The organism is Micromonospora sp. NPDC050795 (genome assembly GCF_044456785.1).
Classification (GTDB): Bacteria; Actinomycetota; Actinomycetes; order Mycobacteriales; family Micromonosporaceae; genus Micromonospora.
This window is the reverse complement of record NZ_JBITGE010000004.1, coordinates 125,415-146,130: the sequence shown is the minus strand read 5'-3', so window position 1 is coordinate 146,130 and position 20,716 is coordinate 125,415. Positions and strand designations below refer to the sequence as shown.

Genomic DNA, 20,716 nt, shown 5'->3' with positions numbered 1-20,716 from the left:
CTTGGCCGGTGACTGCCTCGACCGTGCCCGCGCTGCGCCCGCTGACTCTCGGCCAGCACCAGGTGTGGCCGCCGGTCGTGCTCGCGCCGATGGCTGGGATCACCAACATCGGGTTCCGTCGGCTCTGTCGCGAGCAGGGCGGCGGCATCTACGTCTGCGAGATGATCACCACTCGGGCGCTTGTCGAGCGCAACCCGAAGACGCTGCGCATGATCGCCTTCGGCGACGACGAGAAGCCCCGCAGTCTCCAGCTCTACGGCACCGATCCGGAGATCACCGCCGCCGCCGTGCGGATCGTCGTCGAGCGCAACCTGGCCGATCACATCGACCTCAACTTCGGCTGCCCGGTCCCGAAGGTCACCCGGCGCGGCGGCGGCGCGGCGTTGCCGTGGCGGCGTCGGCTCTTCGCGCGGCTGGTGCGGGAAGCGGTGGCCGCCGCGGCACCGGCCGGGGTGCCGGTCACTGTCAAGATGCGCAAGGGCATCGACGACGACCACCTGACGTACGTCGAAGCCGGGCTCGCCGCCCAGGAGGCCGGCGTGGCAGCGGTGGCCCTGCACGGGCGCACGGCCTCGCAGCGCTACTCGGGCACCGCCGACTGGGACGCGATCGCCACCCTGAAGCAGGCTCTCGACGTGCCGGTGCTCGGCAACGGTGACATCTGGGAGGCCGACGACGCGCTGCGCATGGTTGACCACACCGGCGTCGACGGCGTGGTCATCGGGCGCGGCTGCCTGGGTAGGCCGTGGCTCTTCGCCGACCTGGAGGCCGCCTTCAACGGCCGGCCGGAGCGGCGGCTGCCCACTCTCGGAGAGGTGGCCGTGACCATGCGCCGGCACGCCGAGCTGCTGGTCGACCAGTTCACTGCCGGCGCCCGCAACCCGGCCCGAGGTGAACGGGACGGCTGCACGGACTTCCGCAAGCACGTCGCCTGGTACCTCAAGGGCTTCCCCGTCGGCGGCGAGCTGCGGCGCTCGTTGGCGATGATCGAAAGCCTGGCCCAGCTCGACGACCTGCTCGGCAAGCTCGACCCGGCGGAACCGTTCCCGATGACCGCCCTCGGGCAGCCGCGCGGGCGTACCAACTCGCCCGGCAAGGTCTTCCTGCCGGAAGGCTGGCTGGCCAGCCGGGACGACGACACCGTCCCCGAGGGTGCCGAGATGGACGACTCGGGCGGCTGAGTCCTCGACCGTCGTGGGGTCGTCGCCGTCGGGCCTTCTTCGCAGGCTCCCGGCCCGGTTCCGGCCGGGAGCAGGGGGCGGACGTAGGGGTGCGGCACGGTGCGGCACGCTATCGAGCTGATGTCGTAAACGAGTCATGACCTGGGCTCGGCCGTGTGCTGTTCGGCGGTGCCACTGACTCGCACTGCCCTGCGGTTGCCGCACCCGCTTATTGCCCTGCGGCTGCCGCCCCCGCGTCGTTGCCCTAGGGTTGCCACCCACCGTTCTGCCGTCACCGTGTTGCCCTGCGGCTGCCACCACCGCGTTGCCGTCACCGTCTTGCCCTGCGGGTTGCCGTGGCGAGTTGCCCTGCAGGTGCCGCCACCGGGTTGCCCGGTAGGTCCCATTGCGACGTTGCTTCGCCGCTGCCCTGGTGACGCTGATTCGTCTACGACATCAGCTCCAAAGGGCCCGTGACGCAGACAACGGACCCCGCGCCGGGTACTTCGTCGCCGAGATCCGAGCAACATCAGGGATGTTGGTGTCTCCGGCGTGTCGGAGGCAGCAACATCGGGGATCTTGCTCGGATCTTGCTCGGATCTTGGGCGCGGGGCGCGGGGCGCGGGGCGCGGGGCGCGGGGCGCGGGGCGCGGGGCGCGGGGCGCGGGGCGCGGGGCGCGGGGCGCGGGGCACGGGGCGCGGACATGCGAAAGGGCCGGACCCCGTGGTGGGGTCCGGCCCTTCGGCGTCGGGTGACGCTCAGCTGGTGGCGTAGCCGCGGGTGGCGATCCAGTCCGCGAGGTGCTCGATAGTGACCTCGTACGAGGCGGTGTTCGGGTCGGCGGAGTCGGCGATCTTGACGATGTTGCCGTTGTCGCGGTAGCCGACGACGCTGATGTAGTGCCCACCCTCGAAGGAGTGGATACCACCGTCGGTGTCGGTGGTGGTGCCGGCGATGTTGGCGACCACGGCCCGGCCGTCGTCGACGGTCTTGACGACGTCGGCGCGAAGCTTGTCGGTCTGCTTCTCGTCGGCCTTGGGCGTGCTGATCTCGACGGAGTGGTAGGCGTCGTTCTTACCGGTCTCCTTGTTCAGCACCGGGGTGATGTCGTTGATGGAGTTGGTGCCGGCCTCGGTGGTGCCCATCTCCTTGGCCATGGCGTCCACGCTGATGTCCTTGCCCTGTACGGACAGGGCGTTGCGGGCGGCGGCGGGGCCGCAGTAGTAGAAGTTCGGCTGGGCCTCGTAGCGCACGCCGAGCTGACGCTCACCGTGGTCCTTGCGGTCGGTCTGCGCCTGCGAAGCCGGCTTGCCGGTGGTGGGTGCGGCGAACGCGGTGGTGACGGGTCCGACGATGGCGCCACCGGTGAACGCGAGGCCAGCGGCGGTCAGAGCGGTCTTACGAATCAGATCGGTACGCATGATGGCGTGCTCCTCTGCTTCATCGGGGGTGCCGCGCGGCGTGACAGGGGACAGCAGTCCGCGCGGGAGTCAGGCAGTGGTCTCGTCCCGGCGGCCCGTGGGGCCGGCGTCGGGACAGAGCACAACGGTCCGGGGCGGCGGATCATTCCGCCGCGTTCTCTGCCGGTGCTGCTGCGCTGTGCCGGGGGATGTAACCGGGGCGGCCCGGCCGGTGTTCCCGGCGGCTGCCCTGCACCGACGACCGACAGTCGCGGTGGCGTGCCAGGTATAACGACCCCGCCAGGCCGACGATTCCGCCATCCCAGTGGCCCCGGCCACGGGACGTTGAGCCAAAAATCGGACATCTGGCGTTGGGTGACCCACCGGAGCCGCGGCCTATATCGGGTTGGCACCCTCTCGGGTCGTGTTGCCCTGGCTGGGGACGGCCGGGTTGGGGTGGGTGGGGATGGTCGTCGGGGTGGTCGGCCAGGGGATCTCGGGCGCGCGGTGGAAGGTGATCCCGGCCGTCGTCCAGCGCGGGCCCTGGCCGGCCAGGCGGTCGCGGAAATCGGCCCAGTCGTGGCTTGCCCGGGGTGACCAGCCCAACTCGGCGATGGCCGGGAGGCGGGGCAGGAGCAGCAGTTCGATGTCGGCCAGCGAGGTGACCGATTCGGTCCAGAGCGGGGCCTCCACACCGAGAACCGCCTCGGTGGGTACGCCGGTGACGTGCGTGCCCGGATCCCAGTCGTACGCCTTTCGCACGTCGATGAGGCCGGCCCAGTCGTGCCCGATCGGGGTGTCCGGGGCGTACTTCATGTCCAGGTAGGCGTGGTTGCCGGGGGAGACGACCAGTCGGGCGCCCCGGCGTACGGCGTCGACGGTGGTGGGGTCTTCGCCGTTCGTGCCCCACCACTGCAGGACCCGCCCGTCGAGGTGGGCGGCTGGCGCGAGCTGGTGCCAGCCGACGACGGTCTTGCCGAGGTCGGCCACGATGCGCTGGACCCGCTCGACGAAACCGGTGTAGACCTCGCCCTTGACCTTGAACGCCTCGTCGCCGCCGATGTGCAGCCAGGGGCCGGGGGTGAGCGCGGCCACCTCGCCCAGCACGTCGGCGACGAAGTCGTACGTGCGCTCGTCGGCCGGGTCGACGTAGCTGAAGCCGACCTCGGTGCCGGTGTACGGCGGCGGTGCGATCTTGTCCGGTGCCAGCTCCGGGTACGCGACCAGCGCCGAGTTGGTGTGCCCCGGCAGGTCGATCTCCGGGACGACGGTGATGTGGCGGGCTGCCGCGTAGGAGACGATCCGCGCGTAGTCGGCCTTCGTGTAGTGCCCGCCGGGGCCGCCGCCGACCTCGGTCGTGCCGCCGATGCTGGTCAGCTTCGGCCAGGAGTCGACGGTGATGCGCCAACCCTGGTCGTCGGTGAGGTGCAGGTGCAGGTGGTTGAGCTTGTAGCGGGCCAGATGGTCGACCACCCGCAGCACGTCCTCGACGGCGAAGAAGTGCCGCGCGACGTCGAGCATCGCGCCCCGGTACGGGAACCGGGGTGCATCGGTGATGGTCCCGCCGGGCAGCACCCAGCGATCGGTGACCGGGGTGGAGCTCTCGATCGCCGCTGGCAGCAGTTGGCGCAGCGTCTGTACGCCGTGGAAGAGGCCGGCGGCGGTGGCGGCGGTGAGGTTCACCCCGTCGGTGGCGATGTCGAGGCGGTAGCCCTCCGCGCCGAGGTCGGCGCTGCCGTCGAGCACCAGCGCGATGCCACCGGCGGGCTCCGGCGTGGTGGCGTCGGTGACCGGCAGCGGGTAGCCGGTGGCCGGACGCAGGAGCTGGGCGAGCTGCTCGGCGACCGCCAACGCGGCGGGGTCGGCGCTGGACACGATGACGGCTTCGGCTGGGAGGGTCCAGTCGGCGGTCGGGTCCGGCTGGACCTGCTGTGGGGCGGGCACGACGTCGGCCAGCCGGTGGGGGGCCGCCGGGGCGAGCAACGCGCCCGCGGTCTGCTCGGCCGTGCGGGCCAGCGTGGCCACGTCCGGTTCCTCCGCCGAGCGCGGTGCGGGGACGGCGGTGGGGGCGGGGGAGGGGGTGGTCGACACGGCGGCGACTCCGGGGGTGTATTCGCGTCCGTTATGGCAAAAGTGAGGTTCACCGGCTGGCGTGGCGTCAAGCGTACGACGCTCGGCCCGGATGCGTGATGGTGCGCATGGAAGCGTTCCCAAAAACCGGTACGAACACGGATAGTCGTGATAGCTGTGCCAATTGTCACCGAACGGTCCCAGGTCACCCGATGGTCGCTTAACCTTCGCCCACCGATCGACGTCGACCCCGGGATTACCGGCGGTCCGTCCCGGGGAAGAAAGAAACTGAACCTTCGTTAAGTGTCAATCCGGCGCGTGTGTTGTGGAGGCTCTGGTGGCAGCGCAAGAGACCGTCGATCACAAGTACGTCTACGACTTCTCCGAAGGCAACAAGGAGCTCAAGGAGTTGCTCGGCGGCAAGGGGGCAAACCTCGCCGAGATGACCAATCTGGGCCTGCCCGTTCCGCCCGGCTTCACCATCACCACCGAGGCGTGCCAGGCGTACCTCGCGACGGGACGGGAGCCGGACGGGCTCGCCGGTCAGATCGAGGCGCACCTGGAGTCGCTGGAGCGCGCGATGGGCAAGCGCCTCGGTGACCCGCAGGACCCACTGCTGGTCTCCGTCCGCTCCGGTGCCAAGTTCTCCATGCCCGGCATGATGGAGACCGTCCTCAACGTCGGTCTCAACGACCAGAGCGTGGAAGGACTCGCAGCCCAGGCCGGCAACAACGAGCGGTTCGCCTGGGACTCCTACCGGCGACTCATCCAGATGTTCGGCAAGACCGTCTGCGAGGTGCCGGGTGAGGAGTTCGAGCACGCGCTCGACGAGGCCAAGCACGCCAAGGGCACCCACAACGACCTGGATCTGGACGCCGACGACCTGCGGGGGCTGGTCGACGCGTACAAGAAGATCTTCTTGAAGCACACCGGCCGGGAGTTCCCGCAGCAGCCACGCGAACAGCTCGACCTGGCCATCCGGGCGGTCTTCGAGTCGTGGAACGCCGAACGCGCCGTGCTCTACCGCCGCCAGGAGCGCATCCCGGCCGAGCTGGGCACCGCGGTCAACGTGGTGACGATGGTCTTCGGCAACCTCGGGCCCGACTCCGGCACCGGTGTCGCGTTCACCCGTGACCCGGCCAGCGGGGCGCAGGGCATCTACGGCGACTACCTGGCCAACGCCCAGGGTGAGGACGTGGTCGCCGGCATCCGCAACACGGTGCCGTTGCAGGAGTTGGAGCAGCTCGACAAGGCGTCCTACGACGAGCTGCTCGGCATCATGGCCCGGCTGGAGGAGCACTACAAGGACCTCTGCGACATCGAGTTCACCATCGAACGCGGCAAGCTGTGGATGTTGCAGACCCGGGTCGGCAAGCGCACCGCCGCCGCTGCTTTCGTTATCGCCGGGCAGCTCGTCGACGAGGGCCTGATCGACCTGGACGAGGCGTTGCACCGGGTCAACGGCGCCCAACTGGCCCAGCTGATGTTCCCGCGCTTCCAGCTCGACCACGAGTTCCAGCCGGTCGCCAAGGGCATCGGCGCGTCGCCGGGCGCGGCGTCCGGCACTGTGGTCTTCACCTCCGCCCGAGCCGTCGAGCTGGCCGCCGAGGGGAAGTCGGTGATCCTGGTACGCCGGGAGACCAACCCGGACGACCTGAACGGCATGATCGCCGCGAAGGGCATCCTCACCTCGCGCGGCGGCAAGACCAGCCACGCCGCGGTGGTGGCCCGGGGCATGGGCAAGACCTGCGTCTCCGGTGCCGACGAGATCGAGGTGAACGTGCCGGCGAAGCGGTTCACGGTCGCCGGTCAGACCGTCGCCGAGGGCGATGTGGTGTCCATCGACGGCACCACCGGCAAGGTCTACCTCGGCGAGGTGCCGGTCATGCCCTCAGAGGTCGTGCAGTACTTCGAGGGCAGCCTCGACCCCGAGCACGTCGACAACGCGCTGGTCCGGGCCGTACACCGGATCATGACGCACGCCGACGGCAAGCGGCGGCTGGCGGTCCGCACGAACGCCGACACCGGCGCGGACGCCGCCCGGGCCCGGCGCTTCGGCGCCGAGGGCATCGGGTTGTGCCGCACCGAGCACATGTTCCTCGGTGACCGGCGGGAGCTGGTCGAGCGGCTGATCCTGGCCCGGGCCCCGGGTGAGCGGGAGGCGGCTCTGGCGGCGCTGCTGCCGTTGCAGCGGGCCGACTTCGAGGAGATCTTCCGCGAGATGGACGGCCTGCCGGTCACCGTCCGGCTCATCGACCCGCCGTTGCACGAGTTCCTGCCGCCGTTGGAGCAGCTCGCCGTCAACGTGGCGGTCGCGCAGGAACGCGGCGAGGACGTGGCCAAGGAGGAGGCGTTGCTCGCCGCCGTCCGGCGGATGCACGAGGAGAACCCGATGCTCGGGCTGCGGGGTGTACGCCTCGGCCTGGTCATCCCCGGCCTGTTCGCGATGCAGGTCCGCGCCATCGCCGAGGCGGCGGTCAGTTGCGCCCGCGCCGGGGGCGTGGCCAAGCCGGAGATCATGGTGCCGCTGGTCGGGGCGGTGCAGGAGCTGGAGACGGTTCGCGCCGAGGCCGAGAAGATCATTGCCGAGGTGGTCGGGGACAGCGGCGTCGAGGTGCTGATCGGCACCATGATCGAGGTGCCCCGGGCGGCCCTGACCGCCGGGCAGATCGCCGAGGCCGCCGAGTTCTTCTCCTTCGGCACCAACGACCTGACCCAGATGGGCTGGGGTTTCTCCCGCGACGACGTCGAGGGGGCCTTCTTCTGGCGCTACCTGGAGTTGGGCATCTTCGGTATCTCGCCGTTCGAGTCGATCGACCGTGACGGAGTCGGCCGGCTGGTGCGGATCGCCGCCGAGGAGGGCCGGGCCGCCCGCCCCGGGCTCAAACTCGGTGTCTGCGGTGAGCACGGCGGTGACCCGGACTCGGTGCACTTCTTCCACGAGGTCGGCCTGGACTACGTGTCCTGTTCGCCGTTCCGGGTGCCGGTGGCCCGGCTGGAGGCCGGTCGGGCGGTCGTGGAGACCGGCGGGTCGGACAGCAGGTGACGCACGCCGGCGGCGGCCCGGTCACCGGGCCGCCGCCGGCGCTCAGATCGGCGGACGACGCCAGGTCGGTCGGGACGAGCGGCGCAACTGCGCCGGCAGGGTCGCCATCGGGGTACGCGTGGCCAGCGGGGCGTGCGCGTCCGGTACGGCTGTCGCGCCGATGCCCGCGCCGCGAATGTCCAGGAACGACCCTGCCCGACGGGCCACCACCCGCGCCTCCTCGTGCAGCGCCTCCAGGTCGTCCGCCGCCGACGCGGTGACGAGGGTCAGCAGGGCGCTGCGCCCGGCCGGATAGGTGACCACGCAGCCTGCTGTGGTGCACACGACCGACTCCCGGAACTCACCATGCCGGACCGTGTCGGCCACCCGGTGCCCGAGCCCGAAACTCGCGGCGGCGAGCGCGGCGAGATGGGTGGCGTCGGTGCTGGGCAGGTCGCTGGAGATGAGCAGGCCGTCGGTGCCCGCGAGCACCGTGCCGGCGATGTCGGGTCGGCGCTGGCGCAGCCCGCGTAGCTCCGGTCCCATCACCGTGTCTGCGTCCACGAGCGTTACCCCTCACCGGTCGGCTCTGCGTGTCAGTCGGCTGGTCACGTTCCGCGCTGGGAACGCTACCGCTGGCGACTTCCGACCGCGAGACCGTAACCCTCGGCGATCGGTCGGCAACTGGGGGCCAATCGGTGGTTGTGTGCCATTCATCGATGCGTCGTGAGCGGGTCGGGCAGTGGTGGCGGGCGTAACCTTGGCTCGCTCGTACACGGCCGATTGGGCGCCGCGTCGAACGGGAAGAGGTGACTGCATGACGAGTGTCTGGGAGAGCCTGACTGTCGACGCCCGCGATCCGGCCCGACTGGCCCGTTGGTGGGCTAAGGCGCTCGGCTATCAGGTCGTCACCGAAAAGCCCGACGAGGTGGAGATCCGCCAGTCCGCCGACCGCCTGCCCGGCCTGGTCTTCGTTCCGGTGAGCGAGGGCAAGGAGCGCAAGAACCGGCTGCACCTCGACCTGCGCCCCGCCGATCTGGAGGCTGAGGTCGAGCGCCTCGTCGACATGGGCGCCCGGCACGTCGACATCGGTCAGGGCGACGTCGAGTGGACGGTGCTGGCCGACCCCGAGGGCAACGAGTTCTGCATCCTGCGTGAGAAGTGAGCCGGGGGCGGCGGACGCCCGGCTGGTCGAGGAGCCGCCCAAGGACACCGGGCATCGCCGGTCGCCGTACGAGCGCGACCGGGCCCGGGTGCTGCACTCGGCGGCGTTTCGCCGGCTGGCCACCAAGACCCAGGTGCACACCGCCGGCACCGACGACTTCCTGCGTACGCGGCTGACCCACTCGTTGGAGGTGGCCCAGATCGCCCGGGAGATGGGTTCCCGGCTGGGCTGCGACCCGGACGTGGTGGACGTCGCGGGGCTCGCGCACGACCTCGGGCACCCGCCGTTCGGGCACAACGGCGAGGCTGCGTTGGATCTGCTCGCCACGCCGTGCGGTGGCTTCGAGGGCAACGCGCAGACCCTGCGGGTGTTGACCCGCCTCGAGGCGAAGGTGCTCGCCCCGGACGGCTCGTCCGCCGGGCTGAACCTGACCCGGGCGTCGTTGGACGCGATCGGCAAGTACCCCTGGCCGCGCCGCCCGGGGGAGCGCAAGTTCGGGGTGTACGCCGACGACGCGGCCGTCTTCGACTGGATCCGGGCCGGCGCACCCGGCGACCGGCGTTGCCTGGAGGCCCAGGTGATGGACTGGGCCGACGACGTCGCGTACTCGGTGCACGACGTGGAGGACGGCATCCACGGCGGTTATGTCACGTTGCACCCGCTGCTCACCGACGCCGACGAGCGGGCGGCGCTCTGCGCCGACGTGGCCGCCGCCTACTCCGGGGAGTCCGCGGCGGACCTGGCCGAGGTGCTCATCGATCTGCTGGCCGGTCCGCTGCTCGCCCCGCTCGCCGGCTACGACGGCAGCCATCGCGCGCAGGTCGCGTTGAAGGCCACCACCAGCGGGGTGACCGGGCTGTTCGTGTCCGCCGCGGTGGCGGCGACGGAGGAGCGCTTCGGTCCGGGCCCACACCGCCGCTACGCCGCCGACCTGGTGGTGCCCCGCCTGGTGCGGGCGCAGTGCGCGCTGCTCAAGGGCATAGCGCTGCGGTACGTGATGCGTCGCAGCGGCTTCCGGGGCCGCTACGAGCGGCAGCGGACGATGCTCGCGGAGTTGGTCGCCGCGCTGGTCCGGCGTGCCCCGGAGGGGCTCGACCCGATCTTCGTTCCGATGTGGCGGGCCGCCCCGGACGACCGGGCCAGATTGCGGGTGGTGATCGACCAGGTCGCCTCGCTCACCGACCCGGCGGCGGTGGCCTGGCACACCCGCCTGGTCGGCAAGGGGACACCCCCGGCCGACCACGAGCTAACTTAGGCTAACCTAACTGACATGACGGAACGCCCCAGGAACGTCACCTCGGCCCGGGTACTGCGCACCGAGCGGCCCACCCCGCACCTGATCCGGCTCGTCCTCGGTGGGGACGAACTGGTCGGCCTGCCGGTGGGCGAGTTCACCGACCACTACATCAAGGTGGTGTTCCCGCAGCCGAACGTCGCCTACCCGCAGCCGTTGGACCTCGCCGCGATCCGCCGGGACCTGCCCCGGGAGCAGTGGCCCCGGCTGCGCGCGTACACCGTGCGGCGCTGGGATCCGCTGGCCGGGGAGCTGACCGTCGACGTGGTGCACCACGGCGACGAGGGGTTGGCCGGCCCGTGGGCCGCCGCGCTGCGTCCCGGCGATCCGGTGCACTTCGTCGGCCCCGGCGGCGCGTACGCCCCGAACCCGGACGCGGACTGGCACCTGCTCGTCGGGGACGAGAGCGCCCTGCCGGCGATCGCCGCCGCGCTGGAGCGCCTCCCGCTGGGTGCCCCGGCCCACGTCTACGTGGAGATCGCCGACGCGGCGGAGGAGCAGAAGCTGGTCAGCCCGGGGGCGGTCGAGTTGACCTGGCTGCACCGCGGCGAACGCCCGGTGGGCGAGGCGCTGGTCGCGGCGGTGCGCGCGTTGGAGTTCCCGGCCGGCCAGGTGCACGCGTTCGTGCACGGCGAGGCCGCCTTCGTCCGGGAGTTGCGCCGGCTGCTGCGCCGCGAGCGGGGCGTACCCCTCGACCGGCTCTCCATCTCCGGCTACTGGCGGCGTGGCATGGACGACGAGGGCTGGCGTTCCACCAAGGCCGACTGGAACCAGCAGGTGGCGGCCGAGGAGACGAGCGTCGCCGAGCCGGCCCGGGTGGCCTGAGCCCGCTCATCCCTCGGGCGTCTGGTTCGCCTGGCCGGCCTTGGCCAGTCGTCGGCTGACCAGGACTGCGTACCCGACGACGGCCAGGGAGAGCAGCGACAGCATCAGCCTCGGCTGGTGCACCGTCGTGGTGATCAGCGAGACCGAAACCACCCCGTAGACGGCGATCGCCAACCGGGCGGCGCTCGGCCGGGTCCACAGCCAGTACAGGGCGAGACCGCAGAGCGTCCAGATCACCATCGACGCACCGAGCAGCAGCCGTAACTCCAGCGGCAGGTGGTTGGCGTTGTCGTCGACCAGCCGGACCACCTGCCCGAGCGCCCAACCGAGCAGCAGCAGCGCACCGCCGAGCGGAATGTGCAGGTAGCCGTACGCCTGGCCGCCGCGTAGCCGGCGCTGGAGCAGGCGGGTGGTGACGAATGTGGTGTAGACCCACCAGACGGCCGCCGGGATCAGGAAGGCCAACGCGGCGGTGAGGATCATGTGGGGCGGGGGATGGTCCGGCACGGCGAAGAGCAGGCTGGCCAGCGCGCTACCCAGCACGATGATGGTGAACTGGCCGATCCGTTCCGGCAGGTGCCTGTTGTCCACCGGCCAGCGGTTGAGCCAACGCGCCCCGACCCAGGGCGTCGCCAGTTCGCTCAGCATCGCGACGATCCACAGGACGGGCCGCAGCTCGGTCGGCACGATCAGCGACACCAACCAGATCAACCAGCCCGACCCGAAGCCGATCAGGTAGATGGTCGTCACCATCCGGGCCATCGGGCTGGTGGAACGGGCGCGTAGGTACAGCAGGAGCAGCACACCCCGCACGATCAGGTACCCGATGGGCAGGAGGACGCTCTCCGGCACCTCGTCGACCCCCAGGGTCATCGCGCCCGCGCCCACGAGCGCGACGAGTACCAGCACCCGGTGCAGCGCGTCGTCCGGGTCGAAGCGGGTGTCGTAGTAGACCTGTCCCATCCAGGCCCACTGGATCACCACGAAGAGCCCGAACACGGCCAGTACGTCGGTCGGCGACGGGCTCGGCTCGTCACCCAGCCGAGCCACCACCGCCGCCAGCGCGTACACGAAGATGAGGTCGAGGAAGAGCTCCAGCCAGGTGGCGTGGCGGTGTCCGGCCTCGTCCGCGCCCGGGGTCTGATCGGGTAGCCCGACCCGGCCGGCCAGCCATCTCGGCAGGCGGGGGGCTTGGCTGCGTACCCTGCGCATCTGGTCATGGTCCCCGCGCGGACCCGGCCGGCGGGCCGGAACCGCCCAGCCGGCAGCGGTCGCCGCCACACCGGCGTCCCCCGGCCGGCGTGTCGTCGGTCCGGCAGGGCAGGATGTACGGCGAGGGGGTGGCACATGGCTGGGCGGATCCGGGACGAGGACATCGCACTGGTCCGGGAACGCACCTCGATCGGGGATGTGATCTCCGAGACGGTCACCCTGAAGTCCGCCGGCGGCGGCAACCTCAAGGGTCTGTGCCCGTTCCACGACGAGAAGAGTCCGTCGTTCAACGTGTCCCCGGCCCGCAACGTCTGGTACTGCTTCGGCTGCGGGGCCGGCGGGGACGCGATCAAGTTCCTGATGGACGCCGACCATCTCAGCTTCGTGGAGTCCGTCGAGCGGCTGGCCGGCCGCGCCGGCATCCAACTGCGCTACATCGAGGACGACAAGGGCACGCCGCGCCCCCGACCGCAGCAGGGTCAGCGGCAGCGCCTGGTCGCCGCGCACGCCGCCGCAGTCGAGTTCTACAGCGCGCAACTGAGCACCGCCGGCGCGCGGGCGGCACGGGAGTTCCTGGCCCGCCGGGGCTTCGACCGGGCCGCCGCCGAACGCTACGGCTGTGGCTTCGCGCCGGAGGGTTGGGACCCGCTCACCAAGCACCTGCGCCAGCAGGGCTTCACCCACCAGGAGCTGGTCACCGCCGGGCTGTCCCGGGAGTCTCGTTCCGGCACCCTGATCGACAGGTTCCGTCGCCGGCTGCTCTGGCCGATCCGCGACCTCGCCGGCGACGTGATCGGCTTCGGCGCGCGCAAGCTCTTCGATGACGACGACGGCCCGAAGTACCTGAACACGCCCGAGACGCCGATCTACAAGAAGTCGCACGTGCTCTACGGCATCGACCAGGCCAAGCGGGAGATCGCCAAGCAGGGTCGGGCGGTGATCGTCGAGGGTTACACCGATGTGATGGCCTGTCACATCGCCGGTGTGACCACTGCGGTGGCGACCTGCGGCACGGCCTTCGCCGCGGACCACATCTCCGTCCTGCGCCGGCTCCTGTTCGACAGCGACGAGGTGGCCGGCGAGATCATCTTCACCTTCGACGGTGACGCCGCCGGGCAGAAGGCCGCGCTGCGCGCCTTCGAAGACGACCAGCGCTTCGTCGGGCGCACGTTCATCGCGGTCAGCCCGGACAACATGGACCCGTGCGACCTGCGGCTGGCCAAGGGCGACCTGGCGGTGCGTGACCTGGTCGCCCGCCGTGAGCCGCTCGTCGACTTCGCGCTGCGGCACGTGATCAGCCGCTTCGACCTGGACACCGTCGACGGCCGGGTGGAGGCGATGCGCCACGCCGCGCCGCTGGTCGCGCGCCTGAAAGACCGGGAGAAGCGCCCGGAGTACGTCCGCAAGCTCGCCATGGACCTCGGCATGGAGATCGAACCGGTGCAGCGGGCGGTGCTCGCCGCCGGCAACACCGCGCCGTCCGGCACCCGCGAGGCCGCCCCCGCCGCCCGGCCGACCTCGGCCCGCCCCGAGTCGGCGGTGGACAGCCCGCAGTCGATGGTCGAGCGGGAGGCGCTCAAACTCGCCCTCCAGCAACCGGTCCTGGCCGGGCCGATGTTCGACACGGTCGAGGCCACCGAATACCGCCACCCGGTGCACGTCGCGGTGCGTACGGCCATCGCGGCGGTCGGTGGTGCCGCGTCGGCGACCGGCGGCGCGGTCTGGATCGAGTCGGTCCGCGACGCCTGCGAGGACCTGGCGGCAGCGGCGCTGGTCGGTGAGCTGGCCGTCGAACCACTGCGGATCGACGGCGAACCGGACCCGCGCTACGTGTCGATCACCATGGCCCGGGTGCAGTTCGGGTCGGTGACCGCCCGGGTCCGGGACCTCAAGTCACGCATCCAGCGGATCAACCCGGTCAACAACAAGGACGAGTACTTCGCCGCCTTCGGTGAGCTGCTGTCCCTGGAGCAGCACGCCCGGGCGTTGCGCGAGCAGGCTGCGGGAGGCCTCTAGATGGGACTGTTCAGCCGCAAGCCGAAGCTGCCGCCGGCCGACCGGCCGCCGCTGACCGCCGACGAGCGGGTGGTGGCCTGGGCCGCCGCCGGCAACGGCGAAGGCGACGGGGTGGTGGTCGCCACCAACCTCGGGTTGTGGCTGCCCGGTCGAGGGCACCGGCTCGGTTGGCACACCATCCTCAAGGCGGTCTGGTCCGGCCGGCAGTTGACGGTCACCCCCGCCGAGCCGCTGGTCGAGCGCGACGGCTACACGGTGGTCGCCGACGGTCCGGCCGAGACGTACCTGCTGCTCGACCCGGGCGAGTTGCCGCATCAGGTGCGGGCCCGGGTGACCCGTTCGGTCGCGTACACCGAGCACCAGCCGGTGCCCGGCGGCGCGGCGCGGGTCGCGGCCCGACGCGTGGCCGGGGTCGACGGTCTGACCTGGACGGTCCGACTCGACCCCGGCACTCCGACCGACGACGAGGCAGTGCTCGCCGACACCGACCGGCTGGTCGGTGTCGCCCGCGCCGCCACCGCGCCGGCCGACGGCTGACTCGGGTCAGTTCGCGCCGAGGTCCTTCAGCGCCTTCTCGGCGCCGCGGTGCAGCGGCACCGGCAGGGTCCGGCGGGCCTTTTCCAGCGAGATTCCCTTGGCCGCCGGGTTGGCCTGGGCCAGAGCGTCGCGCTTGTCGAACACCGTCCGGGTGATCGCGCAGGCCACGTTGGCGTCCAGGTCCTTGCGGACCAGCAGCACGTTGGGCACGACGATGGTCGGGGTGTCGCTCGCCGTCTTGTACGCGTCCCGGCCGATCGTGCCCTCCTGGTAGCCGGGGCTCAGCATCGTCATCTTCGGCAGCAACGGCGAGATGTCGACGAACTTCACCGAGTCACCGGCCGTGGTGAACAGGTCGGTGAGGCCACCGGTGGGCAGACCACCGGACCAGAAGAAACCGTTGACGCTGCCGTCCTTGATCCCCTCGACAGTCTTGGTGAGGTCCAGTCGCTGCGCCCGGATGTCCTTGGCCGGGTTCAGGCCGGCGGCCTCCAACAGCCGGTTCGCGATCACCTCGGTGCCGGACTTCGGTGAGCCGGTGGAGATCCGCTTGCCGCGCATGTCGGCCACCGAGGTGATCCCGGAGTCGTTGCGGACCACCACCTGCGTGTAGTTGTCGTAGAGGCGGGTCAGCGCCTGCACCGGCTGCGGCGCGGTGAAGCTGCCCTTGCCCTCCACCGCGTTGACCGCCGTGTCGAACAGTGAGAACGCCACGTCGTACTGGCCACCGACCAGTTGCTCGACGTTCTGCACCGAGGTGCCGGTCTCGGCGGCGGTGCCGGTGAGCTTGCCGCCGGTCGCTCCGGACAACTGCCCGGCCAGGGCGTTGCCGACCACGTAGTAGACGCCTGTCGCGTTGCCGGTGGCGATGCCGACGCGGGTCTCCTTGGTCACCTCGCAGGTGACCTCGCTGGCCGTGTCGTCAGTGGCCGCGCCGCCCTGCTGACCTCCGCAACCCGCGACGAGGGCGAGCACGCTCAGGCCCGCAGCGAGCCGTACGTCGATTCGTCTCACAGTTTCTCCTCCACAGGATCGGACGATGACCGGTCGGCGGCGGCGCGTCGGACGACCACGCCCGCCGCCGCCACGGCGGCCAGCGCCGCGCCGACAGTGACCGGCACGGGTTCGAGCCAGAGCAATGTGACGCCGGCGAGAGCGCCCAGCACCCGCTCCGGTACGCCGGCCGGGCCCACACCGGGCAGCCAGCCACCGGCGGCGACGGCGAGCACCGCCACGCTGAGCGCTGTGACGCCGGCGGCGAAGGCGATCCGCTGGACACCACCGATGCCGAGCAGACCGAGCCCGGCCGGCGTGATGACGAACGCGATCGGGGTCAGGTAGGCCGGCAGCGCGTACCGCAGGGTCTGCCACATGGTCGGCACCAGCCGACCGCCGGTGACCGCGGCGGCGGCCACCGCGGCGAGCGCGGTTGGTGGGGACACCTCGGACAGCACCGCGAAGTAGAAGACGAACATCGCCGCCGCCGGCGCGGTGACGCCCAGATCGAGCAGGGCCGGACCGACGATCACCCAACCGATCACGAACGACGCGGTGACCGGCACGGCCAGGCCCAGCAGGCTGAGCGCGACGGCGGCGAGCAGCGCGGTGAGCACCAGCACCAGGGTCGGGTCCGACGTGGCCGCCTGCGCTCCGCCGATCAGCAGAGCCGCCGCCTGCGGCCCGAGGCCGGTCTTCGTGGTGGTCGCCGTGATGATGCCGGCGGCGGCGCAGACCGCGGTGACGGCGAGGACGCCGCGTACGCCGGTGACGAGCGCGGTCACCAGCCGGCCCGCAGTGAGTCGGTGCGCCCGGTCCAGGTAGGAGAGCACGACGGTGAGGACGATGGCGAACACGACGGCCCGCGTCGCGGACACACCGATGGCGAGGAACACGATGATGGCGATCAGTGAGGCGAAGTGGTAGCCGAATCGGGCCAGCAGCCGCCAGGGCGAGCCGACATCGATCACCACCGGGCGTACGCCGGAGCGGCGGGCGTCGATCTCCACGGCCAACAGGATGCCGAGGTAGTAGAGCACCGTCGGTACCGTTGCCCAGCCCAGCACCTGGAGGTACGAGACGCCCAGGTACTCGGCGATGATGAACGCCGCCGCACCCAGGGTTGGCGGGGAGAGGATCGCGCCCACCCCGGCCGCGGCCAGCATGCCACCGGCCCGCTCCGGCGGGTAGCCGGCGCGGCGCAGCAGCGGCCAGGTGACCGCGCCGATGCTCACCGTCGTCGCCGCGCCGGAGCCGGAGACGGTGCCCAGCAGGAAACCCGAGGCCACCGCCGTCCGGCCGGCGGCGGTCCGGGAACGTCGGAACGCCGCAGCCGACAACTCGACGAAGAACCGCCCGGCCCCGGACAACTCCAGCACCGCGCCGTAGATGGTGAACAGCACGATGTACGAGGCGGCCACGTCGAGCGGCGTGCCGTAGAAGCCGCTGTCGGAGTTGTAGAACGCGTCGACCAGCTGACTGAAGTCGAGCCCGGCGTGTGCGACCGGCCAGGACTGCGGCAACAAACCGCCGTAGTAGCCGTAACCGAGGAACAGCAGGCAGACCGCCGGCAGGATCCAACCGGTGGCACGTCGACACGCTTCGAGCAGCAGGAGCAGCAGGACGATGCCCAGCACCAGATCCGTCGCCGCCAGCAGGCCCTGCCGGTCGAGGAACGCGTTGTAGCCGCCGCCACCGCTGCCGATCCGGATCGGCAGGACGGGGTAGAGGCAGGCCGCGACCGCCAGGGCGCTCAGAGCCCAGTCGGTCACGGTGGGCCGCGTCGACGTGGGTGCCGGGACGCGCCTGTCGCTGTCGCTCCCGGTGGCCTCGGCCAGCTTGGTGCGTAGTCGGGCGCGTAGGCGCGCCGGCAGCCGCAGGTCGGCCGGGTAGGCGAGGAAGACCAGCGGGAGGACGCCGGCCAGGAAGATGATCAGGTAATACTTGCTGCCCTGCGACAGGGGGCGGAACACCTGCCACAAGGCGAGAGCGCCGACCGCCAGCGCCGCCACGGTGAGGAGCAGACCCGCCGACCCCGAGAGCACCCGCCCTGGTTTCTCGTCCTCGAACTGGGCGGCCAGGTCGCGAGTCGCCTGGTCGGCGACGCTCGGGTCGCTCGGCTCCGTCGGCTCGGCTTCAGACCGCGGTCGGGGTGGCACGCCAGGGCTCGCTGCGGGCCCGTCAACGGGAGAGTTGGCTGGTCGGGCGCGTGACGGTGAACCATCGGGCGAGCTGATGGGCGGCACGGAAGGACGATACACGTCGATTGGCCGACGGGTGGGGCATCGATCGGCGTTTCGCCGTCGGTGGTACGGAAACCACTGTGATCGGCCGGTCGCCGGCGGAAATTCGCGTGGAGGGGTGTCGGACCGGGCGGCTAGGGTCGGGCGGTGACTTCGGGGCGACCACTGATTCAGGCTCGCGGGCTGGTGAAGCGGTTCGGCGATTTCACCGCGGTGGACGGCATCGACGTCGAGGTTCGCCCGGGTGAGGCGTTCGGCTTCCTCGGGCCCAACGGAGCGGGCAAGTCGTCCACCATGCGGATGGTCGGCTGCATCTCCCCACCCAGCGCGGGTGAGCTGCGCATCCTCGACATGGATCCGGTGGCTGACGGGCCGGCCATCCGGGCGCGCCTCGGGGTGTGCCCGCAGCTGGACAATCTCGATCCAGAGCTGACCGTGCGGGAGAACCTGACCGTCTACGCCCGCTACTTCGGCATCTCCCGCCGGGCGGCCCGGGAGCGCGCCGCGGAGCTGCTCGACTTCGTCCAGCTCACCGAACGGGCCGACAGCAAGGTCGAGCCGCTGTCCGGTGGCATGAAGCGTCGGTTGACCATCGCCCGCGCGCTGGTGAACGATCCGGAGATCGTGCTGCTCGACGAGCCGACCACCGGGCTGGACCCGCAGGCCCGGCACCTGGTGTGGGAGCGGCTGTTCCGGCTCAAGCAGCAGGGCGTCACGTTGGTGCTCACCACCCACTACATGGACGAGGCCGAGCAGCTCTGTGACCGGCTGGTGGTGATGGACGGCGGCCGGATCGTCGCCGAGGGCTCGCCCCGCGCGTTGATCGAGCAGCACTCGACCCGCGAGGTGGTCGAGCTACGCTTCGCCGCCGAGTCGCAGGAACCGTTCGCAGGCAAGCTCGACGGGCTGGGGGAGCGGGTCGAGGTGTTGCCCGACCGCGTCCTGCTCTACGTGCCCGACGGCGACGCGGCGGTCGCCGAGGTCAGCGCGCTGGGGCTCCAGCCGGCGAACGTGCTGGTCCGGCGCAGCGGCCTGGAGGATGTCTTCCTGCACCTGACCGGCCGCACCCTGGTCGACTGATCCACTCGGCTTCCTGCAAGTCGCGGTGATGCGGCGCAGTGGAGAGCCCGACTTCCTGAAACCCGAGTGGATCGAGCTGCCTGACCGGCTGCCGGCGAGCACCGCTCAACGGGCTCTGGCCCAGGTGATGAATCGGTCGGACAGCCCGTCGTGCCCGGGGAGTTCGGCGGCTGCCTCATCGAGCAGCGTGGCGAGGTAGACGAGCAGGCCGATCCGATCCTCTCGGTACTCGCCCAGCAGCGCCAGGCGGGCCGGTGAGCAGGGCCACGCCGCGCCGCAGACCCGGCAGCGCCAGGACGGGCGTGCCGCGACGTGCGGGCGGTACCGGGGCATCAGAGCCCGCCGCCGTGGTGAGCCGACCAGGTGAGTCGCACGGGGAGGAACCTCCATCGGGTGGGTGGGGAGCGCCCCGGATCGGGGGTCACGGGGCGCTCCCGGCCTGGTTCCGCCCGCCGTCTGGATCCCGTGAGCGGTTCCGCTGCGTGACAGTCTGGTGAGGGCCTGGCTACTGTGGGAGGTTCCGCACGCCGACGACCAGCGCGTACGGCAATCGGCCCGGCACGGTACGGAAATGTACGGGGGTTGTCCGTGGAGAGTTCGTCCATGCTGGAGCACTTCGCCGAAGAGTTGCGACTGGCCCGGGCCGCCAATGGAATGTCGCAGACGGCGCTGGCCGAGGCGTTGAGCTATTCCGGGGCATTGGTTGCCAAGGTGGAGACATCCGAGCGCCGGCCGAGTCTGGACTTCGCCCGCCGTTGTGACGCCGTGTTCTCAGCCGACGGCCGGTTCGAGCGCATCCAGCGGCGGATCAGCCGTGAGGCGGTGGTGCCGTGGTTCCGCGACTGGGCCGGCATCGAGCAGGAGACCACAGCGCTGCGCTCGTTCGAGCCGTTGTGTGTGCCGGGCCTTTTGCAGACCGAGGGGTACGCCCGCGCACTACTGACCGGCGGCGGCTTGTTCGCGGCGGACGAGGTCGAGCAGCAGGTGGCAACCCGGCTGGACCGTCAGAGACTGCTCACCCGAGACCGGCCTCCGCTGCTCACTGCCGTGATCGACGAGCACGTGCTGCGCCGATCTGTCGGTGGGCCGGAAGTCATGCGCGAGCAGATTCAGCACCTCGTGAAGCTTGGCACGGCGTTCCCGAGGGTCCGGATCCAGGTAGTGCCGACTCCCGCCGGTGCTTACGCTGGGCTCGGAGGGCCGTTCGTGATCGCAAGCTCGTCGCAGGGGGAGGACCTTGTCTACCTCGCTGGACAGCGTCACGGGCAGGTCATCGACCGGGCCGAGTACGTCCGTCAGATGGTCGAGGTGTGGGAGTCGATCCGCGGTGAGGCACTATCGCACGGGCAGTCCCTCGATCTCATGGCGGAAGTGGCGGAGACATGGATCTAACCGGTGCCCGGTGGCGCAAGAGCATTCGTAGCGGGCCAGACGGCGGCAACTGTGTGGAGGTTGCCAGCAACCTGCCTGGGTTGGTGGCCGTCCGGGACTCCACGGACCCGACCGGCCCCGTGCTGGTCTTTGCGCCCGACACGTGGCGCGCGTTCGTCGGGTCCGACGCCGTCCGCCGGTAGCTGGCGCGCTGACCACGACCGTTCACGCCACCCGGCCTAGATCCACTCGGCTTTCAGGAAGTCGGGGTGTTGGGGCGGCTCTGACACCGCGACTTCCTGAAAACCGAGTCGATCAACG

The 20,716-nt window shown here is 71.0% G+C and carries 16 protein-coding genes and 1 pseudogene; 10 read left to right on the top strand and 7 right to left on the bottom strand.

Annotation, left to right across the window (positions count from 1 at the left end; all coding sequences use genetic code 11):
- The first annotated feature begins 8 nt into the window (after nucleotides 1-8).
- The gene (gene dusB / locus ACIBEF_RS05645; RefSeq protein WP_396791482.1) at nucleotides 9-1,181 is read left to right on the top strand and encodes a tRNA dihydrouridine synthase DusB; all 1,173 of its coding nucleotides are present in this window, start codon (nucleotides 9-11) and stop codon (nucleotides 1,179-1,181) included.
- Nucleotides 1,182-1,919: 738 nt separating this feature from the next.
- On the opposite strand, the gene ACIBEF_RS05640 is transcribed toward dusB, so the two are convergent.
- Nucleotides 1,920-2,582 (bottom strand): C39 family peptidase, encoded by a 663-nt coding sequence (locus ACIBEF_RS05640; RefSeq protein ID WP_396791480.1) that lies wholly within the window; start codon nucleotides 2,580-2,582, stop codon nucleotides 1,920-1,922.
- Nucleotides 2,583-2,957: 375 nt separating this feature from the next.
- Entirely contained in the window at nucleotides 2,958-4,745 is a 1,788-nt protein-coding gene (locus ACIBEF_RS05635; RefSeq protein ID WP_396791603.1) for a family 20 glycosylhydrolase, read from the bottom strand.
- Nucleotides 4,746-4,968: 223 nt separating this feature from the next.
- On the opposite strand from ACIBEF_RS05635, the gene ppdK reads away from it, so the two are divergent.
- Nucleotides 4,969-7,677 (top strand): pyruvate, phosphate dikinase, encoded by a 2,709-nt coding sequence (ppdK, locus tag ACIBEF_RS05630; RefSeq protein WP_396791478.1) that lies wholly within the window; start codon nucleotides 4,969-4,971, stop codon nucleotides 7,675-7,677.
- A 42-nt stretch (nucleotides 7,678-7,719) separates the two neighbouring features.
- Here ppdK and ACIBEF_RS05625 read toward each other — a convergent pair whose 3' ends face one another.
- Nucleotides 7,720-8,220 (bottom strand): roadblock/LC7 domain-containing protein, encoded by a 501-nt coding sequence (locus tag ACIBEF_RS05625; RefSeq protein WP_357207070.1) that lies wholly within the window; start codon nucleotides 8,218-8,220, stop codon nucleotides 7,720-7,722.
- A gap of 253 nt (nucleotides 8,221-8,473) precedes the next feature.
- Here ACIBEF_RS05625 and ACIBEF_RS05620 point away from each other — a divergent pair, with 253 nt between their 5' ends.
- The 3 genes from ACIBEF_RS05620 to ACIBEF_RS05610 are packed head-to-tail and all read left to right on the top strand — an operon-like array spanning nucleotide 8,474 to nucleotide 10,940.
- Nucleotides 8,474-8,821, top strand: coding sequence for a VOC family protein (locus ACIBEF_RS05620; RefSeq protein WP_396791476.1), 348 nt, complete (start codon nucleotides 8,474-8,476; stop codon nucleotides 8,819-8,821).
- A complete protein-coding gene (locus ACIBEF_RS05615) occupies nucleotides 8,811-10,076 on the top strand; it encodes a deoxyguanosinetriphosphate triphosphohydrolase (RefSeq protein WP_396791474.1) in 1,266 nt (421 codons plus the stop codon). The genes ACIBEF_RS05620 and ACIBEF_RS05615 overlap by 11 nt, the downstream gene beginning before the upstream one ends.
- A 15-nt stretch (nucleotides 10,077-10,091) precedes the next feature.
- Entirely contained in the window at nucleotides 10,092-10,940 is an 849-nt protein-coding gene (locus tag ACIBEF_RS05610; protein ID WP_396791473.1) for a siderophore-interacting protein, read from the top strand.
- A gap of 6 nt (nucleotides 10,941-10,946) precedes the next feature.
- On the opposite strand, the gene ACIBEF_RS05605 is transcribed toward ACIBEF_RS05610, so the two are convergent.
- A complete protein-coding gene (locus ACIBEF_RS05605; protein WP_396791471.1) occupies nucleotides 10,947-12,152 on the bottom strand; it encodes a low temperature requirement protein A in 1,206 nt (401 codons plus the stop codon).
- A gap of 113 nt (nucleotides 12,153-12,265) precedes the next feature.
- Here ACIBEF_RS05605 and dnaG point away from each other — a divergent pair.
- Together dnaG and ACIBEF_RS05595 are read left to right on the top strand one after the other, a co-directional pair.
- Nucleotides 12,266-14,168 (top strand): annotated as a pseudogene (gene dnaG, locus ACIBEF_RS05600) (DNA primase).
- The gene (locus ACIBEF_RS05595) at nucleotides 14,169-14,705 is read left to right on the top strand and encodes a hypothetical protein (protein ID WP_396791470.1); all 537 of its coding nucleotides are present in this window, start codon (nucleotides 14,169-14,171) and stop codon (nucleotides 14,703-14,705) included. It abuts the pseudogene before it with no gap.
- 6 nt (nucleotides 14,706-14,711) lie between these two features.
- Here the strand turns inward: ACIBEF_RS05595 and ACIBEF_RS05590 are convergent, their stop codons facing one another.
- Both ACIBEF_RS05590 and ACIBEF_RS05585 read right to left on the bottom strand, forming a co-directional pair.
- Nucleotides 14,712-15,719 (bottom strand): TAXI family TRAP transporter solute-binding subunit, encoded by a 1,008-nt coding sequence (locus ACIBEF_RS05590; protein ID WP_396791469.1) that lies wholly within the window; start codon nucleotides 15,717-15,719, stop codon nucleotides 14,712-14,714.
- The gene (locus ACIBEF_RS05585) at nucleotides 15,716-17,860 is read right to left on the bottom strand and encodes a TRAP transporter permease (protein WP_396791468.1); all 2,145 of its coding nucleotides are present in this window, start codon (nucleotides 17,858-17,860) and stop codon (nucleotides 15,716-15,718) included. The genes ACIBEF_RS05590 and ACIBEF_RS05585 overlap by 4 nt, the downstream gene beginning before the upstream one ends.
- A gap of 231 nt (nucleotides 17,861-18,091) precedes the next feature.
- On the opposite strand from ACIBEF_RS05585, the gene ACIBEF_RS05580 reads away from it, so the two are divergent.
- Nucleotides 18,092-19,024, top strand: a complete 933-nt coding sequence (locus ACIBEF_RS05580) for an ABC transporter ATP-binding protein (RefSeq protein ID WP_145792454.1) — start codon at nucleotides 18,092-18,094, stop codon at nucleotides 19,022-19,024.
- 105 nt (nucleotides 19,025-19,129) lie between these two features.
- Here the strand turns inward: ACIBEF_RS05580 and ACIBEF_RS05575 are convergent, their stop codons facing one another.
- Nucleotides 19,130-19,357, bottom strand: coding sequence for a flavin reductase (locus tag ACIBEF_RS05575; protein ID WP_396791466.1), 228 nt, complete (start codon nucleotides 19,355-19,357; stop codon nucleotides 19,130-19,132).
- Between the two features lie 270 nt (nucleotides 19,358-19,627).
- Between ACIBEF_RS05575 and ACIBEF_RS05570 the strand changes: the two genes are divergently transcribed.
- Both ACIBEF_RS05570 and ACIBEF_RS05565 read left to right on the top strand, forming a co-directional pair.
- Nucleotides 19,628-20,416 carry a Scr1 family TA system antitoxin-like transcriptional regulator gene (locus ACIBEF_RS05570; RefSeq protein ID WP_396791464.1) on the top strand — a complete coding sequence of 263 codons (789 nt, stop codon included), beginning with the start codon at nucleotides 19,628-19,630 and terminating at the stop codon, nucleotides 20,414-20,416.
- Nucleotides 20,407-20,598 carry a DUF397 domain-containing protein gene (locus tag ACIBEF_RS05565; RefSeq protein WP_396791462.1) on the top strand — a complete coding sequence of 64 codons (192 nt, stop codon included), beginning with the start codon at nucleotides 20,407-20,409 and terminating at the stop codon, nucleotides 20,596-20,598. The genes ACIBEF_RS05570 and ACIBEF_RS05565 overlap by 10 nt, the downstream gene beginning before the upstream one ends.
- Nucleotides 20,599-20,716 lie beyond the last annotated feature (118 nt).